The sequence below is a fragment of the Pseudomonas sp. BN607 genome, assembly GCF_029871175.1.
Taxonomy (GTDB): Bacteria; Pseudomonadota; Gammaproteobacteria; order Pseudomonadales; family Pseudomonadaceae; genus Aquipseudomonas.
In genome coordinates this window covers 1-15,009 of record NZ_SSOE01000034.1, presented here as the reverse complement: position 1 = coordinate 15,009, position 15,009 = coordinate 1, and the positions used below count along the sequence as shown (strand labels likewise).

29 protein-coding genes are annotated in these 15,009 nt (G+C 56.3%); all 29 read right to left on the bottom strand.

The genetic code is table 11. From position 1 onward, the window contains the following. Positions 1–36: 36 nt before the first annotated feature. Complete coding sequence (gene rplQ / locus E8E68_RS09520; RefSeq protein ID WP_003255451.1) at positions 37–423, bottom strand: 50S ribosomal protein L17; 387 nt, start codon at positions 421–423, stop codon at positions 37–39. A 42-nt stretch (positions 424–465) separates the two neighbouring features. Then, entirely contained in the window at positions 466–1,467 is a 1,002-nt protein-coding gene (gene rpoA / locus E8E68_RS09515; protein ID WP_003255452.1) for a DNA-directed RNA polymerase subunit alpha, read from the bottom strand. A gap of 22 nt (positions 1,468–1,489) precedes the next feature. Next, positions 1,490–2,110: a 30S ribosomal protein S4 gene (gene rpsD, locus E8E68_RS09510; RefSeq protein ID WP_009681977.1), complete on the bottom strand. Its 621-nt coding sequence runs from the start codon at positions 2,108–2,110 to the stop codon at positions 1,490–1,492. Positions 2,111–2,125: 15 nt separating this feature from the next. After that, positions 2,126–2,515, bottom strand: coding sequence for a 30S ribosomal protein S11 (rpsK, locus tag E8E68_RS09505; protein WP_003255454.1), 390 nt, complete (start codon positions 2,513–2,515; stop codon positions 2,126–2,128). 18 nt (positions 2,516–2,533) lie between these two features. Continuing rightward, positions 2,534–2,890: a 30S ribosomal protein S13 gene (gene rpsM / locus E8E68_RS09500; protein WP_003255457.1), complete on the bottom strand. Its 357-nt coding sequence runs from the start codon at positions 2,888–2,890 to the stop codon at positions 2,534–2,536. Positions 2,891–3,021: 131 nt separating this feature from the next. Then, positions 3,022–3,138, bottom strand: a complete 117-nt coding sequence (gene rpmJ / locus E8E68_RS09495; protein WP_002555468.1) for a 50S ribosomal protein L36 — start codon at positions 3,136–3,138, stop codon at positions 3,022–3,024. Between the two features lie 28 nt (positions 3,139–3,166). Next, complete coding sequence (secY, locus tag E8E68_RS09490) at positions 3,167–4,498, bottom strand: preprotein translocase subunit SecY (protein ID WP_003257108.1); 1,332 nt, start codon at positions 4,496–4,498, stop codon at positions 3,167–3,169. Then, positions 4,499–4,933, bottom strand: a complete 435-nt coding sequence (gene rplO / locus E8E68_RS09485) for a 50S ribosomal protein L15 (protein WP_003255461.1) — start codon at positions 4,931–4,933, stop codon at positions 4,499–4,501. A 3-nt stretch (positions 4,934–4,936) separates the two neighbouring features. Beyond that, positions 4,937–5,113 (bottom strand): 50S ribosomal protein L30, encoded by a 177-nt coding sequence (gene rpmD, locus E8E68_RS09480; protein ID WP_003255463.1) that lies wholly within the window; start codon positions 5,111–5,113, stop codon positions 4,937–4,939. Between the two features lie 2 nt (positions 5,114–5,115). Further along, positions 5,116–5,616: a 30S ribosomal protein S5 gene (gene rpsE, locus E8E68_RS09475; protein ID WP_003255465.1), complete on the bottom strand. Its 501-nt coding sequence runs from the start codon at positions 5,614–5,616 to the stop codon at positions 5,116–5,118. Positions 5,617–5,619: 3 nt separating this feature from the next. Continuing rightward, positions 5,620–5,970, bottom strand: a complete 351-nt coding sequence (rplR, locus tag E8E68_RS09470) for a 50S ribosomal protein L18 (RefSeq protein WP_003255467.1) — start codon at positions 5,968–5,970, stop codon at positions 5,620–5,622. A gap of 10 nt (positions 5,971–5,980) precedes the next feature. After that, positions 5,981–6,514 (bottom strand): 50S ribosomal protein L6, encoded by a 534-nt coding sequence (rplF, locus tag E8E68_RS09465; RefSeq protein WP_003255469.1) that lies wholly within the window; start codon positions 6,512–6,514, stop codon positions 5,981–5,983. Positions 6,515–6,526: 12 nt separating this feature from the next. Continuing rightward, positions 6,527–6,919, bottom strand: a complete 393-nt coding sequence (gene rpsH, locus E8E68_RS09460) for a 30S ribosomal protein S8 (protein ID WP_019097628.1) — start codon at positions 6,917–6,919, stop codon at positions 6,527–6,529. Positions 6,920–7,128: 209 nt separating this feature from the next. Next, positions 7,129–7,434 (bottom strand): 30S ribosomal protein S14, encoded by a 306-nt coding sequence (rpsN, locus tag E8E68_RS09455; RefSeq protein ID WP_009681970.1) that lies wholly within the window; start codon positions 7,432–7,434, stop codon positions 7,129–7,131. A 13-nt stretch (positions 7,435–7,447) separates the two neighbouring features. Next, positions 7,448–7,987: a 50S ribosomal protein L5 gene (rplE, locus tag E8E68_RS09450; protein WP_003255474.1), complete on the bottom strand. Its 540-nt coding sequence runs from the start codon at positions 7,985–7,987 to the stop codon at positions 7,448–7,450. 20 nt (positions 7,988–8,007) lie between these two features. Next, complete coding sequence (gene rplX, locus E8E68_RS09445; RefSeq protein WP_003255476.1) at positions 8,008–8,322, bottom strand: 50S ribosomal protein L24; 315 nt, start codon at positions 8,320–8,322, stop codon at positions 8,008–8,010. Between the two features lie 11 nt (positions 8,323–8,333). Next, positions 8,334–8,702 carry a 50S ribosomal protein L14 gene (gene rplN, locus E8E68_RS09440; RefSeq protein ID WP_002555479.1) on the bottom strand — a complete coding sequence of 123 codons (369 nt, stop codon included), beginning with the start codon at positions 8,700–8,702 and terminating at the stop codon, positions 8,334–8,336. 23 nt (positions 8,703–8,725) lie between these two features. After that, positions 8,726–8,992: a 30S ribosomal protein S17 gene (gene rpsQ, locus E8E68_RS09435; RefSeq protein WP_003255478.1), complete on the bottom strand. Its 267-nt coding sequence runs from the start codon at positions 8,990–8,992 to the stop codon at positions 8,726–8,728. Between the two features lie 2 nt (positions 8,993–8,994). Continuing rightward, entirely contained in the window at positions 8,995–9,186 is a 192-nt protein-coding gene (gene rpmC, locus E8E68_RS09430; protein WP_002555481.1) for a 50S ribosomal protein L29, read from the bottom strand. Beyond that, a complete protein-coding gene (gene rplP, locus E8E68_RS09425) occupies positions 9,186–9,599 on the bottom strand; it encodes a 50S ribosomal protein L16 (protein ID WP_003255479.1) in 414 nt (137 codons plus the stop codon). The genes rpmC and rplP overlap by 1 nt, the downstream gene beginning before the upstream one ends. Before the next feature lie 12 nt (positions 9,600–9,611). Further along, positions 9,612–10,298 (bottom strand): 30S ribosomal protein S3, encoded by a 687-nt coding sequence (gene rpsC / locus E8E68_RS09420; protein ID WP_003255481.1) that lies wholly within the window; start codon positions 10,296–10,298, stop codon positions 9,612–9,614. 13 nt (positions 10,299–10,311) lie between these two features. Further along, positions 10,312–10,644, bottom strand: coding sequence for a 50S ribosomal protein L22 (rplV, locus tag E8E68_RS09415; RefSeq protein WP_003103908.1), 333 nt, complete (start codon positions 10,642–10,644; stop codon positions 10,312–10,314). Between the two features lie 11 nt (positions 10,645–10,655). Further along, a complete protein-coding gene (rpsS, locus tag E8E68_RS09410) occupies positions 10,656–10,931 on the bottom strand; it encodes a 30S ribosomal protein S19 (RefSeq protein WP_003255482.1) in 276 nt (91 codons plus the stop codon). Positions 10,932–10,947: 16 nt separating this feature from the next. Continuing rightward, positions 10,948–11,772, bottom strand: coding sequence for a 50S ribosomal protein L2 (rplB, locus tag E8E68_RS09405; protein WP_003255483.1), 825 nt, complete (start codon positions 11,770–11,772; stop codon positions 10,948–10,950). Positions 11,773–11,786: 14 nt separating this feature from the next. Continuing rightward, entirely contained in the window at positions 11,787–12,086 is a 300-nt protein-coding gene (rplW, locus tag E8E68_RS09400) for a 50S ribosomal protein L23 (protein ID WP_003255484.1), read from the bottom strand. Beyond that, positions 12,083–12,685, bottom strand: coding sequence for a 50S ribosomal protein L4 (gene rplD / locus E8E68_RS09395; protein ID WP_003255485.1), 603 nt, complete (start codon positions 12,683–12,685; stop codon positions 12,083–12,085). Before rplD ends, rplW begins: the two co-directional genes overlap by 4 nt. 12 nt (positions 12,686–12,697) lie before the next feature. Continuing rightward, positions 12,698–13,333 (bottom strand): 50S ribosomal protein L3, encoded by a 636-nt coding sequence (rplC, locus tag E8E68_RS09390; RefSeq protein WP_003255486.1) that lies wholly within the window; start codon positions 13,331–13,333, stop codon positions 12,698–12,700. Between the two features lie 80 nt (positions 13,334–13,413). Continuing rightward, positions 13,414–13,725, bottom strand: coding sequence for a 30S ribosomal protein S10 (rpsJ, locus tag E8E68_RS09385; protein ID WP_003186070.1), 312 nt, complete (start codon positions 13,723–13,725; stop codon positions 13,414–13,416). 141 nt (positions 13,726–13,866) lie between these two features. Then, positions 13,867–15,009, bottom strand: a 1,143-nt coding sequence (tuf, locus tag E8E68_RS09380) for an elongation factor Tu (protein WP_125924594.1), incomplete at its 5' end; no start/stop codon positions are given.

Genomic DNA, 15,009 nt, shown 5'->3' with positions numbered 1-15,009 from the left:
GCACTAGGCCCGGTTCTTTGTAGCAGACAGAACGTCTTACTCAGCAGCTTCTACAGCACCGCCGACCGGACGATCAACCAGCTCGACGTACGCCATAGGCGCGTTGTCGCCAGCGCGGAAACCGCACTTCAGGATGCGCAGGTAGCCGCCCTGACGGGTGGCGTAACGCTTGCCCAGGTCGTTGAACAGTTTGCCAACAGCGGACTTCGAACGGGTACGATCGAAGGCCAGACGACGGTTAGCAACGCTGTCTTCCTTGGCCAGGGTGATCAGCGGCTCGGCAACGCGGCGCAGTTCCTTGGCTTTCGGCAGGGTGGTTTTGATCAGCTCGTGCTCGATCAGCGACACTGCCATGTTCTGGAACATAGCCTTGCGGTGAGAGCTGGTACGGCTCAGGTGACGTCCACTTTTACGATGACGCATGATTCATTCCTTACCAAACACTACGTTCGGTGATTACGACGATCAGGCGGTCGCCTTGTCGTCTTTCTTAAGACTTGCAGGCGGCCAGTTGTCGAGGCGCATGCCGAGAGACAGACCACGAGAGGCCAGGACGTCCTTGATTTCAGTCAGGGACTTCTTGCCCAGGTTAGGAGTCTTCAACAGCTCTACTTCGGTACGCTGAATCAGGTCGCCGATGTAGTAGATGTTCTCCGCCTTGAGGCAGTTGGCCGAACGTACAGTCAGTTCCAGGTCGTCAACCGGACGCAGCAGGATCGGATCGATCTCGTCTTCCTGCTCGACTACGACAGGCTCGCTGTCACCTTTGAGGTCGACGAACGCGGCCAGCTGCTGTTGCAGGATGGTCGCAGCGCGGCGGATAGCCTCTTCAGGATCCAGGGTGCCGTTGGTTTCCAGATCAATGACCAGTTTGTCCAGGTTGGTACGCTGTTCAACACGGGCGTTTTCGACCACATAGGCGATACGACGCACCGGGCTGAACGAAGCGTCCAACTGCAGACGGCCAATGCTACGGCTTTCGTCTTCGTCGGTTTGACGGGAGTCAGCCGGCTCGTAACCACGACCACGAGCTACAGTGAGCTTCATGTTCAGGGCGCCGTTCGACGCCAGGTTCGCGATTACGTGATCGGGGTTGACGATCTCGACATCGTGATCCAGCTGAATATCGGCAGCGGTAACCACCCCCGAACCCTTTTTCGACAAGGTCAGCGTAACTTCGTCACGACCGTGCAGTTTGATAGCCAGGCCTTTCAGGTTCAACAGGATTTCAATTACGTCTTCCTGAACACCTTCGATCGCGGAGTACTCATGGAGTACGCCATCGATCTCGGCCTCGACTACTGCACAGCCAGGCATGGAGGACAACAGGATGCGGCGCAGCGCGTTGCCCAGGGTATGGCCGAAACCACGCTCGAGAGGCTCGAGCGTGATCTTGGCGCGGGTCGGACTGACTACCTGCACATCAATATGGCGGGGAGTCAGGAACTCATTTACCGAAATCTGCATGGATGCACCTATTTTCTAGCCCTTACTTGGAGTAGAGCTCGACAATCAGGTTCTCGTTGATGTCGGCAGACAGGTCGCTGCGAGCAGGAACGTTCTTGAAAACGCCCGACTTTTTAGCAGCATCCACATCAACCCACTCAACGCGGCCACGCTGGGCGCACAGTTCAAGGGCTTGAACAATGCGCAGCTGGCTCAGCGACTTCTCGCGAACCGCGACCACGTCACCCGGACGAACTTGGTAGGATGGAATGTTTACAGTCTTACCGTTGACGCTGATCGCTTTGTGCGAAACCAGCTGACGGGACTCGGAACGAGTCGAGCCGAAGCCCATACGGTAAACGACGTTATCCAGACGGCACTCGAGCAGTTGCAGCAGGTTCTCACCGGTTGCGCCTTTTTTCGAGGCAGCAGCTTGGTAGTAACCGCGGAACTGACGCTCCAGAACACCGTAGATACGACGGACTTTTTGTTTCTCACGCAGCTGGGTGCCGTAGTCGGACTGACGGCCACGGCGCTGGCCGTGGATACCTGGGGCTGCTTCGATGTTGCACTTCGATTCCAGAGCGCGAACGCCGCTCTTCAGGAACAGATCGGTGCCTTCACGACGAGACAGTTTGCATTTTGGACCAATGTAACGTGCCATTCTTCTGTCTCCTGATTACACGCGACGCTTCTTCGGCGGACGGCACCCGTTGTGCGGGATAGGCGTCACGTCGGTGATGCTGGCGATCTTGTAGCCGCAGCTGTTCAGTGCACGAACGGCGGACTCACGACCTGGACCTGGACCCTTGACGTTGACGTCGAGGTTCTTCAGACCGTATTCCAGCGCAGCTTGACCAGCACGCTCAGCAGCGATCTGGGCTGCGAACGGGGTGGATTTGCGCGAACCACGGAAACCCGAACCACCGGAGGTCGCCCAGGACAAAGCATTGCCCTGACGGTCGGTGATGGTCACGATGGTGTTGTTGAAAGAAGCATGGATGTGGGCGATGCCATCAACCACTGTCTTTTTGACTTTCTTACGAGGACGAGCAGCAGGTTTTGCCATGTCTATATTCCTGGGCGATTACTTGCGGATCGGCTTACGCGGGCCCTTACGGGTGCGTGCGTTGGTCTTGGTGCGCTGACCGCGAACCGGCAGACCTTTACGATGACGCAGGCCGCGGTAGCAACCCAGGTCCATCAAGCGCTTGATCTTCATGTTGATGTCACGACGCAGGTCACCTTCGGTGGTGAACTTCGCGACTTCGCCACGCAGGGTTTCGATTTGCTCGTCGCTCAGATCCTTGATCTTAGCGGCTGGGTTTACACCAGCGTCTGCACAGATCTTCTGTGCAGTTGTGCGACCGACACCATAGATGTAGGTCAGCGAGATAACAGTATGCTTGTTATCTGGAATGTTGACGCCTGCAATACGGGCCATTCAGTGGGACTCCAATTGACAGCTACCTACGCCCCGGAAGCCAAGAAATAGGGCGCGAGATAATATCGCTGTAGAAACGAATAATCAACCCAGCAGCACACTAGCTGCTGGGTTTGAAGCGCAGATCACACTCAGCCTTGGCGCTGTTTGTGACGCGGTTCCGCGCTGCAGATCACTCGTACGACGCCTTCGCGACGGATGATCTTGCAGTTACGGCACAGCTTTTTCACCGATGCACGAACTTTCATTACCGACTCCTCGAACCTTAGGGGCGTATCAGCGCAGCAAACCGCTGCCACCGTAGCCTTTCAGGTTGGCTTTCTTCATCAGGGATTCGTACTGGTGCGAAACGAGGTGCGATTGTACTTGGGACATGAAGTCCATCACAACCACTACCACAATCAGCAACGAGGTCCCGCCAAGGTAGAACGGCACATTTGCTGCCACCACCAGGAACTGGGGCAGAAGGCAGACGGCCATCATGTAAAGAGCACCGAACATGGTCAAACGGGTCAGAACGCCATCAATGTAGCGCGCCGACTGCTCACCAGGACGGATACCCGGAATAAAGGCACCGGACTTCTTCAGGTTTTCCGCTACGTCTTTCGGGTTGAACATCAATGCTGTGTAGAAGAAGCAGAAGAAAATGATCCCTGCACTAAACAGCAGAATGTTCAACGGCTGACCAGGAGCGATCGACTGCGAGATGTCCTGCAGCCAGCCCATACCCTCGGACTGACCGAACCAGGCACCCAGCGAAGCCGGGAACAGCAAAATGCTGCTCGCGAAAATGGCCGGGATAACCCCCGCCATGTTCACCTTCAACGGCAAGTGGCTGGTCTGCGCAGCGAAGACCTTGCGGCCCTGCTGACGCTTGGCGTAGTGAACGGCGATACGACGCTGACCACGCTCAATGAACACCACGAAACCGATAATCGCTACTGCCAGCAAACCGATTGCGACCAGGGCGAAAATGTTGATATCGCCTGTGCGTGCAGACTCGAAAGACTGCCCGATTGCTCTCGGAAGACCGGCAACGATACCTGCGAAGATCAACATCGAGATACCGTTGCCCACACCGCGCTCGGTGATCTGCTCGCCCAGCCACATCATGAACATCGCGCCTGCCACAAAAGTGGAGACGGCAACGACATGGAAGCCCAGGCCTACAGAAAACGCCACGCCCTGGTTGGCCAGGCCAATGGACATGCCAATGGCTTGAACCAGTGCCAGGATAACGGTGCCGTAGCGGGTGTACTGGCTGATCTTGCGACGGCCAGCTTCACCTTCCTTCTTCAACTGCTCCAGTTGCGGGCTAACCGCCGTCATCAGCTGCATGATGATCGATGCCGAAATGTACGGCATGATCCCCAGTGCAAAGATGCTCATGCGCTCGAGCGCGCCACCGGAAAACATGTTGAACAAGCTAAGAATGGTCCCCTCATTCTGCCGAAACAGATCCGCCAGACGGTCCGGATTGATGCCGGGAACCGGGATATGCGCACCTATCCGATAGACGATGATCGCCATGAACAGAAAGCGCAGACGAGCCCAGAGTTCCGACATCCCGCCCTTACCGAGCGAAGAGAGAGCACCTTGCTTAGCCATTTATTCCTCGAATTTGCCGCCAGCTGCTTCGATAGCCGCACGCGCACCCTTGGTGGCTGCGATACCCTTGATGGTGACTGCGCGAGTAACTTCGCCAGACAGCATGATTTTCACACGCTGAATGTGCTGGTTGATCACGTTGGCATCCTTCAGGGATTGCACGGAGATCACGTCGCCTTCCACTTTGGCCAGCTCGGACAGACGCACTTCGGCGCGGTCCATGGCTTTCAGGGAAACGAAGCCGAACTTCGGCAGACGACGGTGCAGCGGCTGTTGACCGCCTTCGAAGCCAGGAGCGATCGAACCGCCCGAACGGGAAGTCTGACCTTTGTGGCCACGGCCGCCAGTCTTACCCAGACCGCTACCGATACCACGACCTGGACGATGCTTCTCGCGACGGGAACCCGGCGCTGGACTCAGATCATTGAGTTTCATCGATTAACCCTCGACCTTCAGCATGTAGTAAGCCTTGTTGATCATCCCGCGGTTCTCGGGAGTATCCTGGACTTCTACAGTGTGACCGATGCGACGCAGACCCAGGCCTTTAACACACAGCTTGTGGTTAGGCAGACGGCCCGAGACGCTCTTGATCAGCGTTACTTTTACGGTTGCCATGATCAGAAGATCTCCTCAACGCTCTTGCCGCGCTTGGCAGCAATGGATTCAGGAGATTGCATGGCTTTCAGACCCTTGAAGGTGGCGTAAACCACGTTCACTGGGTTGGTCGAACCGTAGCACTTGGCCAGAACGTTCTGAACACCAGCAACTTCCAGGACAGCACGCATTGCGCCACCGGCGATGATACCGGTACCTTCCGAGGCAGGCTGCATGTAAACCTTCGAGGCGCCGTGGGCAGCCTTGGTGGCGTACTGCAGGGTGGTGCCCTTCAGGTCAACCTGGATCATGTTGCGGCGAGCAGCTTCCATGGCTTTCTGGATCGCGGCTGGTACTTCGCGCGATTTGCCACGGCCGAAGCCGACACGACCCTTACCATCACCAACCACGGTCAGCGCGGTGAAGGTGAAGATACGGCCGCCTTTTACGGTTTTGGCAACGCGGTTAACTTGAACCAGCTTCTCGATGTAGCCTTCGTCGCGCTTTTGATCGTTATTTGCCATAACTTAGAACTCCAGCCCGCCTTCACGAGCAGCATCAGCCAGCGCTTTGACGCGGCCGTGGTACTTGAAGCCGGAACGGTCAAAGGCAACTTGAGATACACCGGCGGCTTTCGCACGCTCAGCTACCAGCTTGCCAACCTTAGTGGCCGCGTCGATGTTGCCAGTGGCGCCATCACGCAGGTCTTTGTCCAAGGTCGAGGCGCTTGCCAGAACCTTGCTGCCGTCGGCCGAAATGACCTGGGCATAGATGTGCTGCGAGGAGCGGAACACGCACAGGCGCACGACTTCGAGTTCGTGCATCTTGAGACGTGCTTTGCGAGCGCGACGCAGTCGAATAACTTTTTTGTCGGTCATTTACTAGGCCCTACTTCTTCTTGGCTTCTTTACGACGGACTACTTCGTCCGCGTAACGCACACCTTTGCCTTTGTAAGGCTCTGGCGGACGGAAGTCGCGGATTTCAGCGGCCACCTGACCTACCAGCTGCTTGTCGATACCCTTGATCAGGATGTCGGTCTGGCTAGGCGTTTCAGCGGTGATACCGGCTGGCAGTTCGTAGTCCACTGGGTGAGAGAAGCCCAGGGCCAGGTTCAGGACGGTGCCTTTAGCCTGTGCCTTGTAACCAACACCGACCAGCTGGAGCTTACGCTCGAAGCCTTGGCTTACGCCTTGGACCATGTTGTTGACCAGAGCACGGGTAGTACCGGCCATGGCACGAGCTTGCTGGTCACCATTGCGAGCGACGAAACGCAGCTCACCAGACTCTTCGGTAACTTCAACAGACGAGTGAACGTTCAGTTCGAGAGTGCCTTTGGCACCCTTCACCGAAAGCTGCTGGCCGGCGAATTTGACTTCGACACCGGATGGCAGCTTAACGGGGTTCTTAGCGACGCGAGACATGTCTATCTCCCCTTAGAACACTGTGCACAGAACTTCGCCGCCGACACCGGCAGCGCGCGCAGCGCGATCAGTCATCACACCTTTGTTGGTGGAGACGATAGACACGCCCAGGCCGCCACGTACTTTCGGCAGCTCAGTGACGGACTTGTACTGGCGCAGGCCTGGACGGCTGGAGCGCTTCAGTTCTTCGATGACCGGACGGCCTTCGAAGTACTTCAGTTCGATCGACAGGGAAGGCTTGGCCTCACCAGTTACCTGGTAGCCAGCGATGTAACCTTCGTCCTTCAGAACTTTGGCAACCGCGACCTTCAGGGTAGACGAAGGCATGCTTACGACGGACTTTTCAGCCATCTGGGCATTACGGATGCGAGTTAGCATGTCCGCTAACGGGTCCTGCATACTCATGGGCTAGATGCTCCTGATACAAGAATTATTAGCCTTGCGGCTATGACAACCACCCGAACGGATTGGGTAAAAAACCCAGGCTCAGGTGAGCCGGTCATTCTAGACACAAGGCAGAAACGAAACAAGCCCCATATAGGGGCTTGTTTGTTGGCGAGGTCACCGACGGTCGGAAGATTGCTCCCCTTCCGCCGGGAATCTGCCTACTGCGATTACCAGGAGGCCTTGACCAGACCCGGTACGTCGCCGCGCATTGCAGCTTGACGCAGCATGTTACGGCCCAGGCCGAACTTACGGTATACACCGTGAGGACGACCGGTCAGGCGGCAACGGTTGCGCAGGCGCGAGGCGCTAGCGTCACGTGGCTGCTTCTGCAGAGCGACAACGGCAGCGAAACGCTCTTCAGGAGAGGCGTTGACGTTGACGATGGTCGCTTTCAGCTCAGCACGCTTCTTAGCGAACTTGGCTACCGTGAGCTGACGCTTCAGCTCGCGGTTTTTCATGCTCTTCTTGGCCATTTTCCTACTCCAATCAGTTGCGGAACGGGAACTTGAAAGCACGCAGCAGAGCGCGGCCTTCGTCGTCCGAACGAGCAGTGGTGGTCAGGGTGATGTCCAAACCGCGCAGAGCATCGATCTTGTCGTAGTCGATTTCCGGGAAGATGATCTGCTCTTTCACGCCCATGCTGTAGTTGCCACGACCATCGAAGGACTTGGCATTCAGGCCGCGGAAGTCGCGAACCCGAGGCAGGGAGATCGCCAGCAGGCGGTCCAGGAATTCGTACATCTTGTCGCTACGCAGGGTCACCTTGACGCCGATCGGCCAGCCTTCGCGGACTTTGAAGCCAGCGATGGATTTGCGAGCGAAAGTCACGACCGGCTTTTGACCGGTGATCTTTTCCAGGTCGGCAACAGCGTGCTCGATGACTTTCTTGTCGCCGATCGCTTCGCCCAGACCCATGTTCAGGGTGATCTTGGTAACGCGCGGAACTTCCATCACGTTCGACAGCTTAAGTTCTTCCTTAAGCTTAGGAGCGATTTCGTTCCGGTAAATCTCTTTCAGTCGTGCCATGGTCTTCTACCTAGCAGTGTTCAAGCATCAACCGCTTTTTGGGTCGACTTGAAGACACGAATTTTTTTACCGTCTTCTACTTTGAAACCAACGCGGTCAGCCTTGTTGGTTTCGCCGTTGAAGATGGCAACGTTGGAAGCGTGCAGAGGCGCTTCTTTCTCGACGATACCGCCCTGAACGCCCGCCATCGGGTTAGGCTTGGTATGACGCTTGACCAGGTTCACGCCACCGATAACCAGACGGTCATCAGCCAGAACCTTCAGCACCTTACCGCGCTTACCTTTGTCTTTGCCGGCGATCACGATGATCTCGTCGTCACGACGAATCTTTTGCATGTCGGATCTCCTTACAGCACTTCAGGGGCGAGCGAGACGATCTTCATGAACTTCTCAGTACGAAGTTCACGGGTCACTGGCCCGAAAATGCGAGTGCCGATCGGCTCTTGCTTGTTGTTCAGCAGAACAGCAGCGTTGCCGTCGAAACGAATGATGGAACCGTCAGCGCGACGTACACCGTGACGGGTACGAACGACAACAGCAGTCATCACCTGGCCTTTTTTGACCTTACCGCGAGGAATCGCTTCCTTGACGGTTACTTTGATGATGTCACCGATGCCGGCGTAACGGCGGTGCGAACCGCCGAGCACCTTGATGCACATGACGCGACGAGCGCCGCTGTTATCGGCCACATCGAGCATGGATTGAGTCTGAATCATAAAATTTCTCCGACCCCTAGCCCTTAGACTTCAACAGCGCGTTCGAGGACTTCAACCAGTGCCCAGGACTTGGTCTTGGCCAGCGGACGGGTTTCGCGAATGGAAACCTTGTCGCCGATCTTGCACTGGTTGGCTTCGTCGTGCGCGTGCAGCTTAGTCGAACGCTTAACGTATTTACCGTAGATCGGGTGCTTTACGCGACGCTCGATCAGAACGGTGATGGTCTTGTCCATTTTGTCGCTGACGACACGGCCAGTCAGCGTACGGACGGTTTTTTCAGCTTCAGCCATGATCACTTACCTGCCTGCTGGTTGAGCACAGTTTTCACGCGAGCGATGTCACGCTTAACTTGCGAGAGCAGGTGCGACTGCCCCAACTGGCCAGTTGCTTTCTGCATACGCAGATTGAACTGGTCGCGCAGCAAGCCGAGCAGTTGCTCGTTCAGTTGCTGTGCCGATTTTTCACGAAGTTCATTCGCTTTCATCACATCACCGTCCGCTTAACAAAGGAGGTGGCGAGAGGCAGCTTTGCAGCAGCCAGGGCGAAAGCTTCGCGCGCCAGCTCTTCAGAAACACCCTCGATCTCGTACAGGACTTTACCTGGCTGGATCTGGGCAACCCAGTATTCCACGGAGCCCTTACCTTTACCCATACGAACCTCGAGAGGTTTCTTGGAGATCGGCTTATCCGGGAACACACGGATCCAGATCTTGCCGCCACGTTTAACGTGACGGGTCAGCGCACGACGTGCGGACTCGATCTGGCGAGCGGTGAGGCGACCGCGAGCAACAGCTTTCAGGGCGAATTCGCCGAAGCTGACTTTGCTACCGCGCAGTGCCAGACCACGGTTGTGGCCAGTCATCTGCTTGCGGAATTTTGTACGCTTTGGTTGCAACATTTGGCGTACCCCTTACTTAGCAGCTTTTTTACGAGGCGCTGGTGCTTGTGGTTTCAGTTCTTCTTGGCGACCACCAATAACTTCGCCTTTGAAGATCCAAACCTTCACACCGATCACACCGTAAGTGGTGTGAGCTTCGTAGGTGTTGTAGTCGATATCGGCACGCAGGGTGTGCAGAGGCACACGACCTTCGCGATACCACTCGGTACGAGCAATCTCAGCACCGCCGAGACGACCGCTCACCTGGATCTTGATGCCCTTGGCACCAATACGCATGGCGTTCTGTACGGCGCGCTTCATGGCGCGACGGAACATTACGCGGCGTTCCAGCTGCTGAGCTACGCTCTGCGCAACCAGCATAGCGTCGAGTTCCGGCTTGCGGATCTCTTCGATGTTGATGTGCACAGGCACACCCATCTGCTTGGTCAGGTCCTGACGCAGCTTCTCGACATCTTCACCTTTCTTCCCGATAACGATACCTGGACGAGCGGTGTGGATGGTGATGCGTGCAGTTTGAGCCGGACGATGAATATCGATACGGCTTACGGACGCGCTTTTTAGTTTGTCTTGGAGGTACTCACGCGTTTTCAGATCCTTCAACAGGTAATCTGCGTAAGTAGCACCGTCTGCGTACCAGACGGAGGTGTGCTCCTTGACGATTCCCAGGCGAATGCCAGTGGGATGTACTTTCTGACCCATCTGATCGACTCCGTTACTTGTCCGCAACCTTGACAGTGATATGGCAAGACCGCTTGACGATGCGATCAGCACGGCCTTTGGCACGTGGCATGATGCGCTTCAGCGAACGCCCTTCGTTGACGAAGACGGTGGAGACCTTCAGGTCATCAACGTCTGCGCCTTCGTTGTGTTCGGCGTTGGCTACGGCCGACTCGAGGACTTTCTTCATGATTTCAGCGGCTTTTTTGCTGCTGAAGGCCAACAGGTTGAGCGCTTCGCCCACCTTCTTCCCGCGGATCTGGTCGGCGACCAAGCGGGCTTTCTGGGCGGAGATGCGAGCGCCCGACAACTTAGCGGCTACTTCCATTTCCTTACCCCTTAACGCTTGGCTTTCTTGTCAGCCACGTGCCCGCGATAGGTGCGGGTACCGGCGAACTCGCCCAGTTTGTGGCCGACCATGTCTTCGTTCACGAGAACTGGGACATGCTGGCGACCGTTGTGAACCGCGATGGTCAGACCGACCATTTGTGGCAGGATCATCGAGCGACGCGACCAGGTTTTAACTGGCTTGCGATCGTTCTTCTCCACCGCCACTTCGACCTTCTTCAACAGGTGAAGATCGATAAAAGGACCTTTTTTCAGAGAACGTGGCACTGTCGTATCCCTCTAGTTACTTGCGACGACGGACGATCATGTTGTCGGTACGCTTATTACCACGGGTTTTAGCACCCTTGGTTGGGAAGCCCCATGGCGATACCGGATGACGACCACCGGAGGTACGACCTTCACCACCACCGTGTGGGTGGTCAACCGGGTTCATGGCAACACCACGAACGGTTGGGCGAACGCCGCGCCAGCGTTTGGCACCAGCTTTACCCAGCGAACGCAGGCTGTGCTCGGAGTTCGAGACTTCGCCCAGGGTCGCACGGCACTCAGCCAGGACTTTACGCATTTCACCAGAGCGCAGACGCAGGGTCACGTAGACACCTTCGCGAGCGATCAGCTGAGCCGAAGCACCAGCGGAACGAGCGATCTGAGCACCTTTACCCGGCTTCAGTTCGATGCCGTGAATGGTGCTACCTACTGGAATGTTGCGCAGCTGCAGGGAGTTACCGGCCTTGATTGGGGCCAGGGCACCTGCGATCAGCTGGTCGCCAGCGCTCACGCCTTTAGGCGCGATGATGTAGCGACGCTCACCGTCTGCGTAGCACAGCAGGGCGATGTGAGCAGTACGGTTTGGATCGTATTCGATACGCTCGACAGTGGCTGGGATGCCATCTTTGTCGTTGCGACGGAAGTCGACCAGACGGTAATGCTGCTTGTGACCACCACCAACGTGACGAGTGGTAATGCGGCCATTGTTGTTACGACCACCAGACTTCGATTTTTTCTCGATCAGCGGTGCGTGAGGAGCGCCTTTGTGCAGCTCCTTGTTGACCACCTTGACCACGAAACGGCGGCCAGGGGAAGTCGGTTTGCATTTAACGATTGCCATGATGCACCCCTTCCTTACTCAGCACTGCTGCTGAAATCGAGATCTTGGCCTGGCTGAAGGGAGACGATCGCCTTCTTCCAGTCATTACGCTTGCCCAGACCACGTGCGGTACGCTTGGTTTTACCCAGAACGTTAACAGTCGACACGTTTTCAACTTTTACGTTGAACAGGCCTTCGACAGCTTTCTTGATTTCCAGCTTGGTTGCATCAGTAGCAACCTTGAATACGAACTGGCCTTTTTTCTCAGCCAGAACGGTAGCCTTCTCGGAAACGTGCGGGCCAAGGAGGACTTTGAATACGCGTTCCTGGTTCATCCCAGCAGCTCCTCGAATTTCTTCACGGCCGAGACAGTGATCAACACTTTCTCGTATGCGATCAGACTGACCGGGTCGGAACCTTGTACGTCACGTACGTCGACGTGCGGCAGGTTACGAGCAGCCAGGTACAGGTTCTGATCAACAGCGTCGGAAACGATCAATACGTCGCTCAGACCCATGCCGTTCAGCTTGTTCAGCAGATCTTTGGTTTTCGGTGCTTCAACAGCGAAGTCCTGAACCACGACCAGACGGTCGCTACGCACCAGCTCAGCGAGGATGGAGCGCAGAGCTGCGCGATACATCTTCTTGTTGAGCTTTTGCGAGTGATCTTGAGGGCGAGCTGCGAAGGTTACACCACCGCCACGCCAGATCGGACCACGAGTGGTACCAGCACGAGCACGGCCAGTACCCTTCTGACGCCATGGGCGCTTACCGCCACCAGCCACGTCGGAACGGGTCTTCTGCTGCTTGGTACCCTGACGGCCGCCAGCCATGTAGGCCACGACTGCTTGGTGAACCAGCGTCTCGTTGAATTCGCCACCGAAAGTCAGTTCGGAAACTTCGATCGCCTGAGCGTCATTTACATTAAGTTGCATGTCAGTTTCCCCTTAACCGCGAGCCTTGACAGCTGGACGTACAACCACGTCGCCGCCAGTAGCGCCAGGTACGGCACCCTTGATCAGCAGCAGGTTGCGTTCAGCGTCTACGCGAACTACTTCCAGGGACTGAACAGTCACGCGCTCGGCGCCCATGTGACCGGACATTTTCTTGCCCTTGAACACACGACCAGGAGTCTGGCACTGGCCGATGGAACCAGGAACACGGTGCGACACGGAGTTACCGTGGGTGTTGTCCTGACCACGGAAGTTCCAGCGCTTGATGGTACCGGCGAAGCCTTTACCTTTGGACTGACCAGTAACGTCAACCAGCTGGCCTGCAGTGAAGAGTTCAGCTTTGATCAGATCGCCAGCCTGGAAATCGCCTTCTTCAAGACGGAACTCCCAAACACCGCGACCAGCGGCAACGTTGGCCTTGGCGAAGTGGCCTGCCTGAGCGGCAGTCACACGCGAAGCACGACGCTCGCCGACAGTGACTTGCACTGCACGGTAGCCATCGGTTTCTTCAGTTTTGAACTGGGTGACGCGATTCGGCTCGATCTCAATGACCGTGACCGGAATGGAGACACCTTCTTCGGTGAAAATGCGGGTCATACCGCACTTGCGACCGATTACACCAATAGTCATGTTGTAAACCTCATGAGTGTACGGGGCTTTCACCCGCTATGGCCGCCCATTTCAGAGCGTTACACGACTAGACCGAAGTCTTAGCCGAGGCTGATCTGTACTTCCACACCTGCCGCCAGATCAAGCTTCATCAGCGCGTCAACGGTTTTATCCGTTGGCTGGACGATGTCCAGAACACGCTTATGAGTGCGAATCTCGTACTGGTCACGCGCGTCTTTGTTGACGTGCGGGGAAACCAGAACGGTGAAACGCTCTTTGCGGGTAGGCAGTGGAATTGGACCACGCACTTGTGCACCAGTACGTTTCGCGGTTTCCACGATTTCCTGGGTGGATTGGTCGATCAGGCGATGGTCGAAAGCCTTCAACCTGATACGGATTTGCTGATTTTGCATTGGATTTCAGACTCCAGGCTGTTCCCAACGGACGCACTACGCCCGCTAAAAGGAGGCGTGATTCTATAGACGCCCCCATTTAGTGTCAACCCAATAAAAAAAACCCCCGCTGAGCGGGGGTTTTTTCAATCGGTCGAGTGATTACTCGATGATTTTGGCCACAACGCCGGCGCCGACGGTACGACCGCCTTCACGGATAGCGAAGCGCAGACCGTCTTCCATTGCGATGGTCTTGATCAGGGTAACAGTCATCTGAATGTTGTCACCTGGCATTACCATTTCAACGCCTTCCGGCAGTTCGCAGTTACCGGTCACGTCAGTGGTACGGAAGTAGAACTGTGGACGGTAGCCTTTGAAGAACGGAGTGTGACGGCCGCCTTCTTCCTTCGACAGGACGTAGACTTCTGCGGTGAACTTGGTGTGCGGCTTGACCGAACCTGGCTTGACCAGAACCTGGCCACGCTCAACGTCGTCACGCTTGGTACCACGCAGCAGAACGCCGCAGTTCTCGCCAGCACGACCTTCGTCCAGCAGCTTGCGGAACATCTCAACACCGGTGCAGGTGGTGGTGGTAGTGTCACGTAGACCAACGATTTCCAGCGGATCCTGAACGCGGACGATACCACGCTCGATACGACCGGTAACAACGGTACCACGACCCGAAATCGAGAACACGTCTTCGATCGGCATCAGGAACGGCTGGTCGATGGCACGAACTGGCTCAGGAATGTAGCTGTCCAGAGTCTCTACCAGCTTCTTGACAGCGGTAGTGCCCATTTCGTTGTCGTCTTTGCCTTCCAGCGCCATACGAGCCGAACCGATGATGATCGGGGTGTCGTCGCCTGGGAAGTCATAGGTGGACAGCAGGTCGCGAACTTCCATCTCGACCAGTTCCAGCAGCTCAGCGTCGTCTACCAGGTCAGCCTTGTTCAGGAAGACCACGATGTACGGAACGCCTACCTGACGGGACAGCAGGATGTGCTCACGGGTTTGCGGCATCGGACCATCGGCGGCCGAGCAAACCAGGATCGCGCCGTCCATCTGGGCAGCACCGGTGATCATGTTCTTCACGTAGTCAGCGTGACCTGGGCAGTCAACGTGAGCGTAGTGACGAATGGTCGAGTTGTACTCAACGTGAGCGGTGTTGATGGTGATACCGCGCGCTTTTTCTTCCGGAGCCGAGTCGATCTTGTCGAACTCAACGATTGCCGAACCGAAAACTTCGGAGCAAACGCGAGTCAGAGCTGCGGTCAGAGTGGTCTTACCGTGGTCAACGTGGCCGAT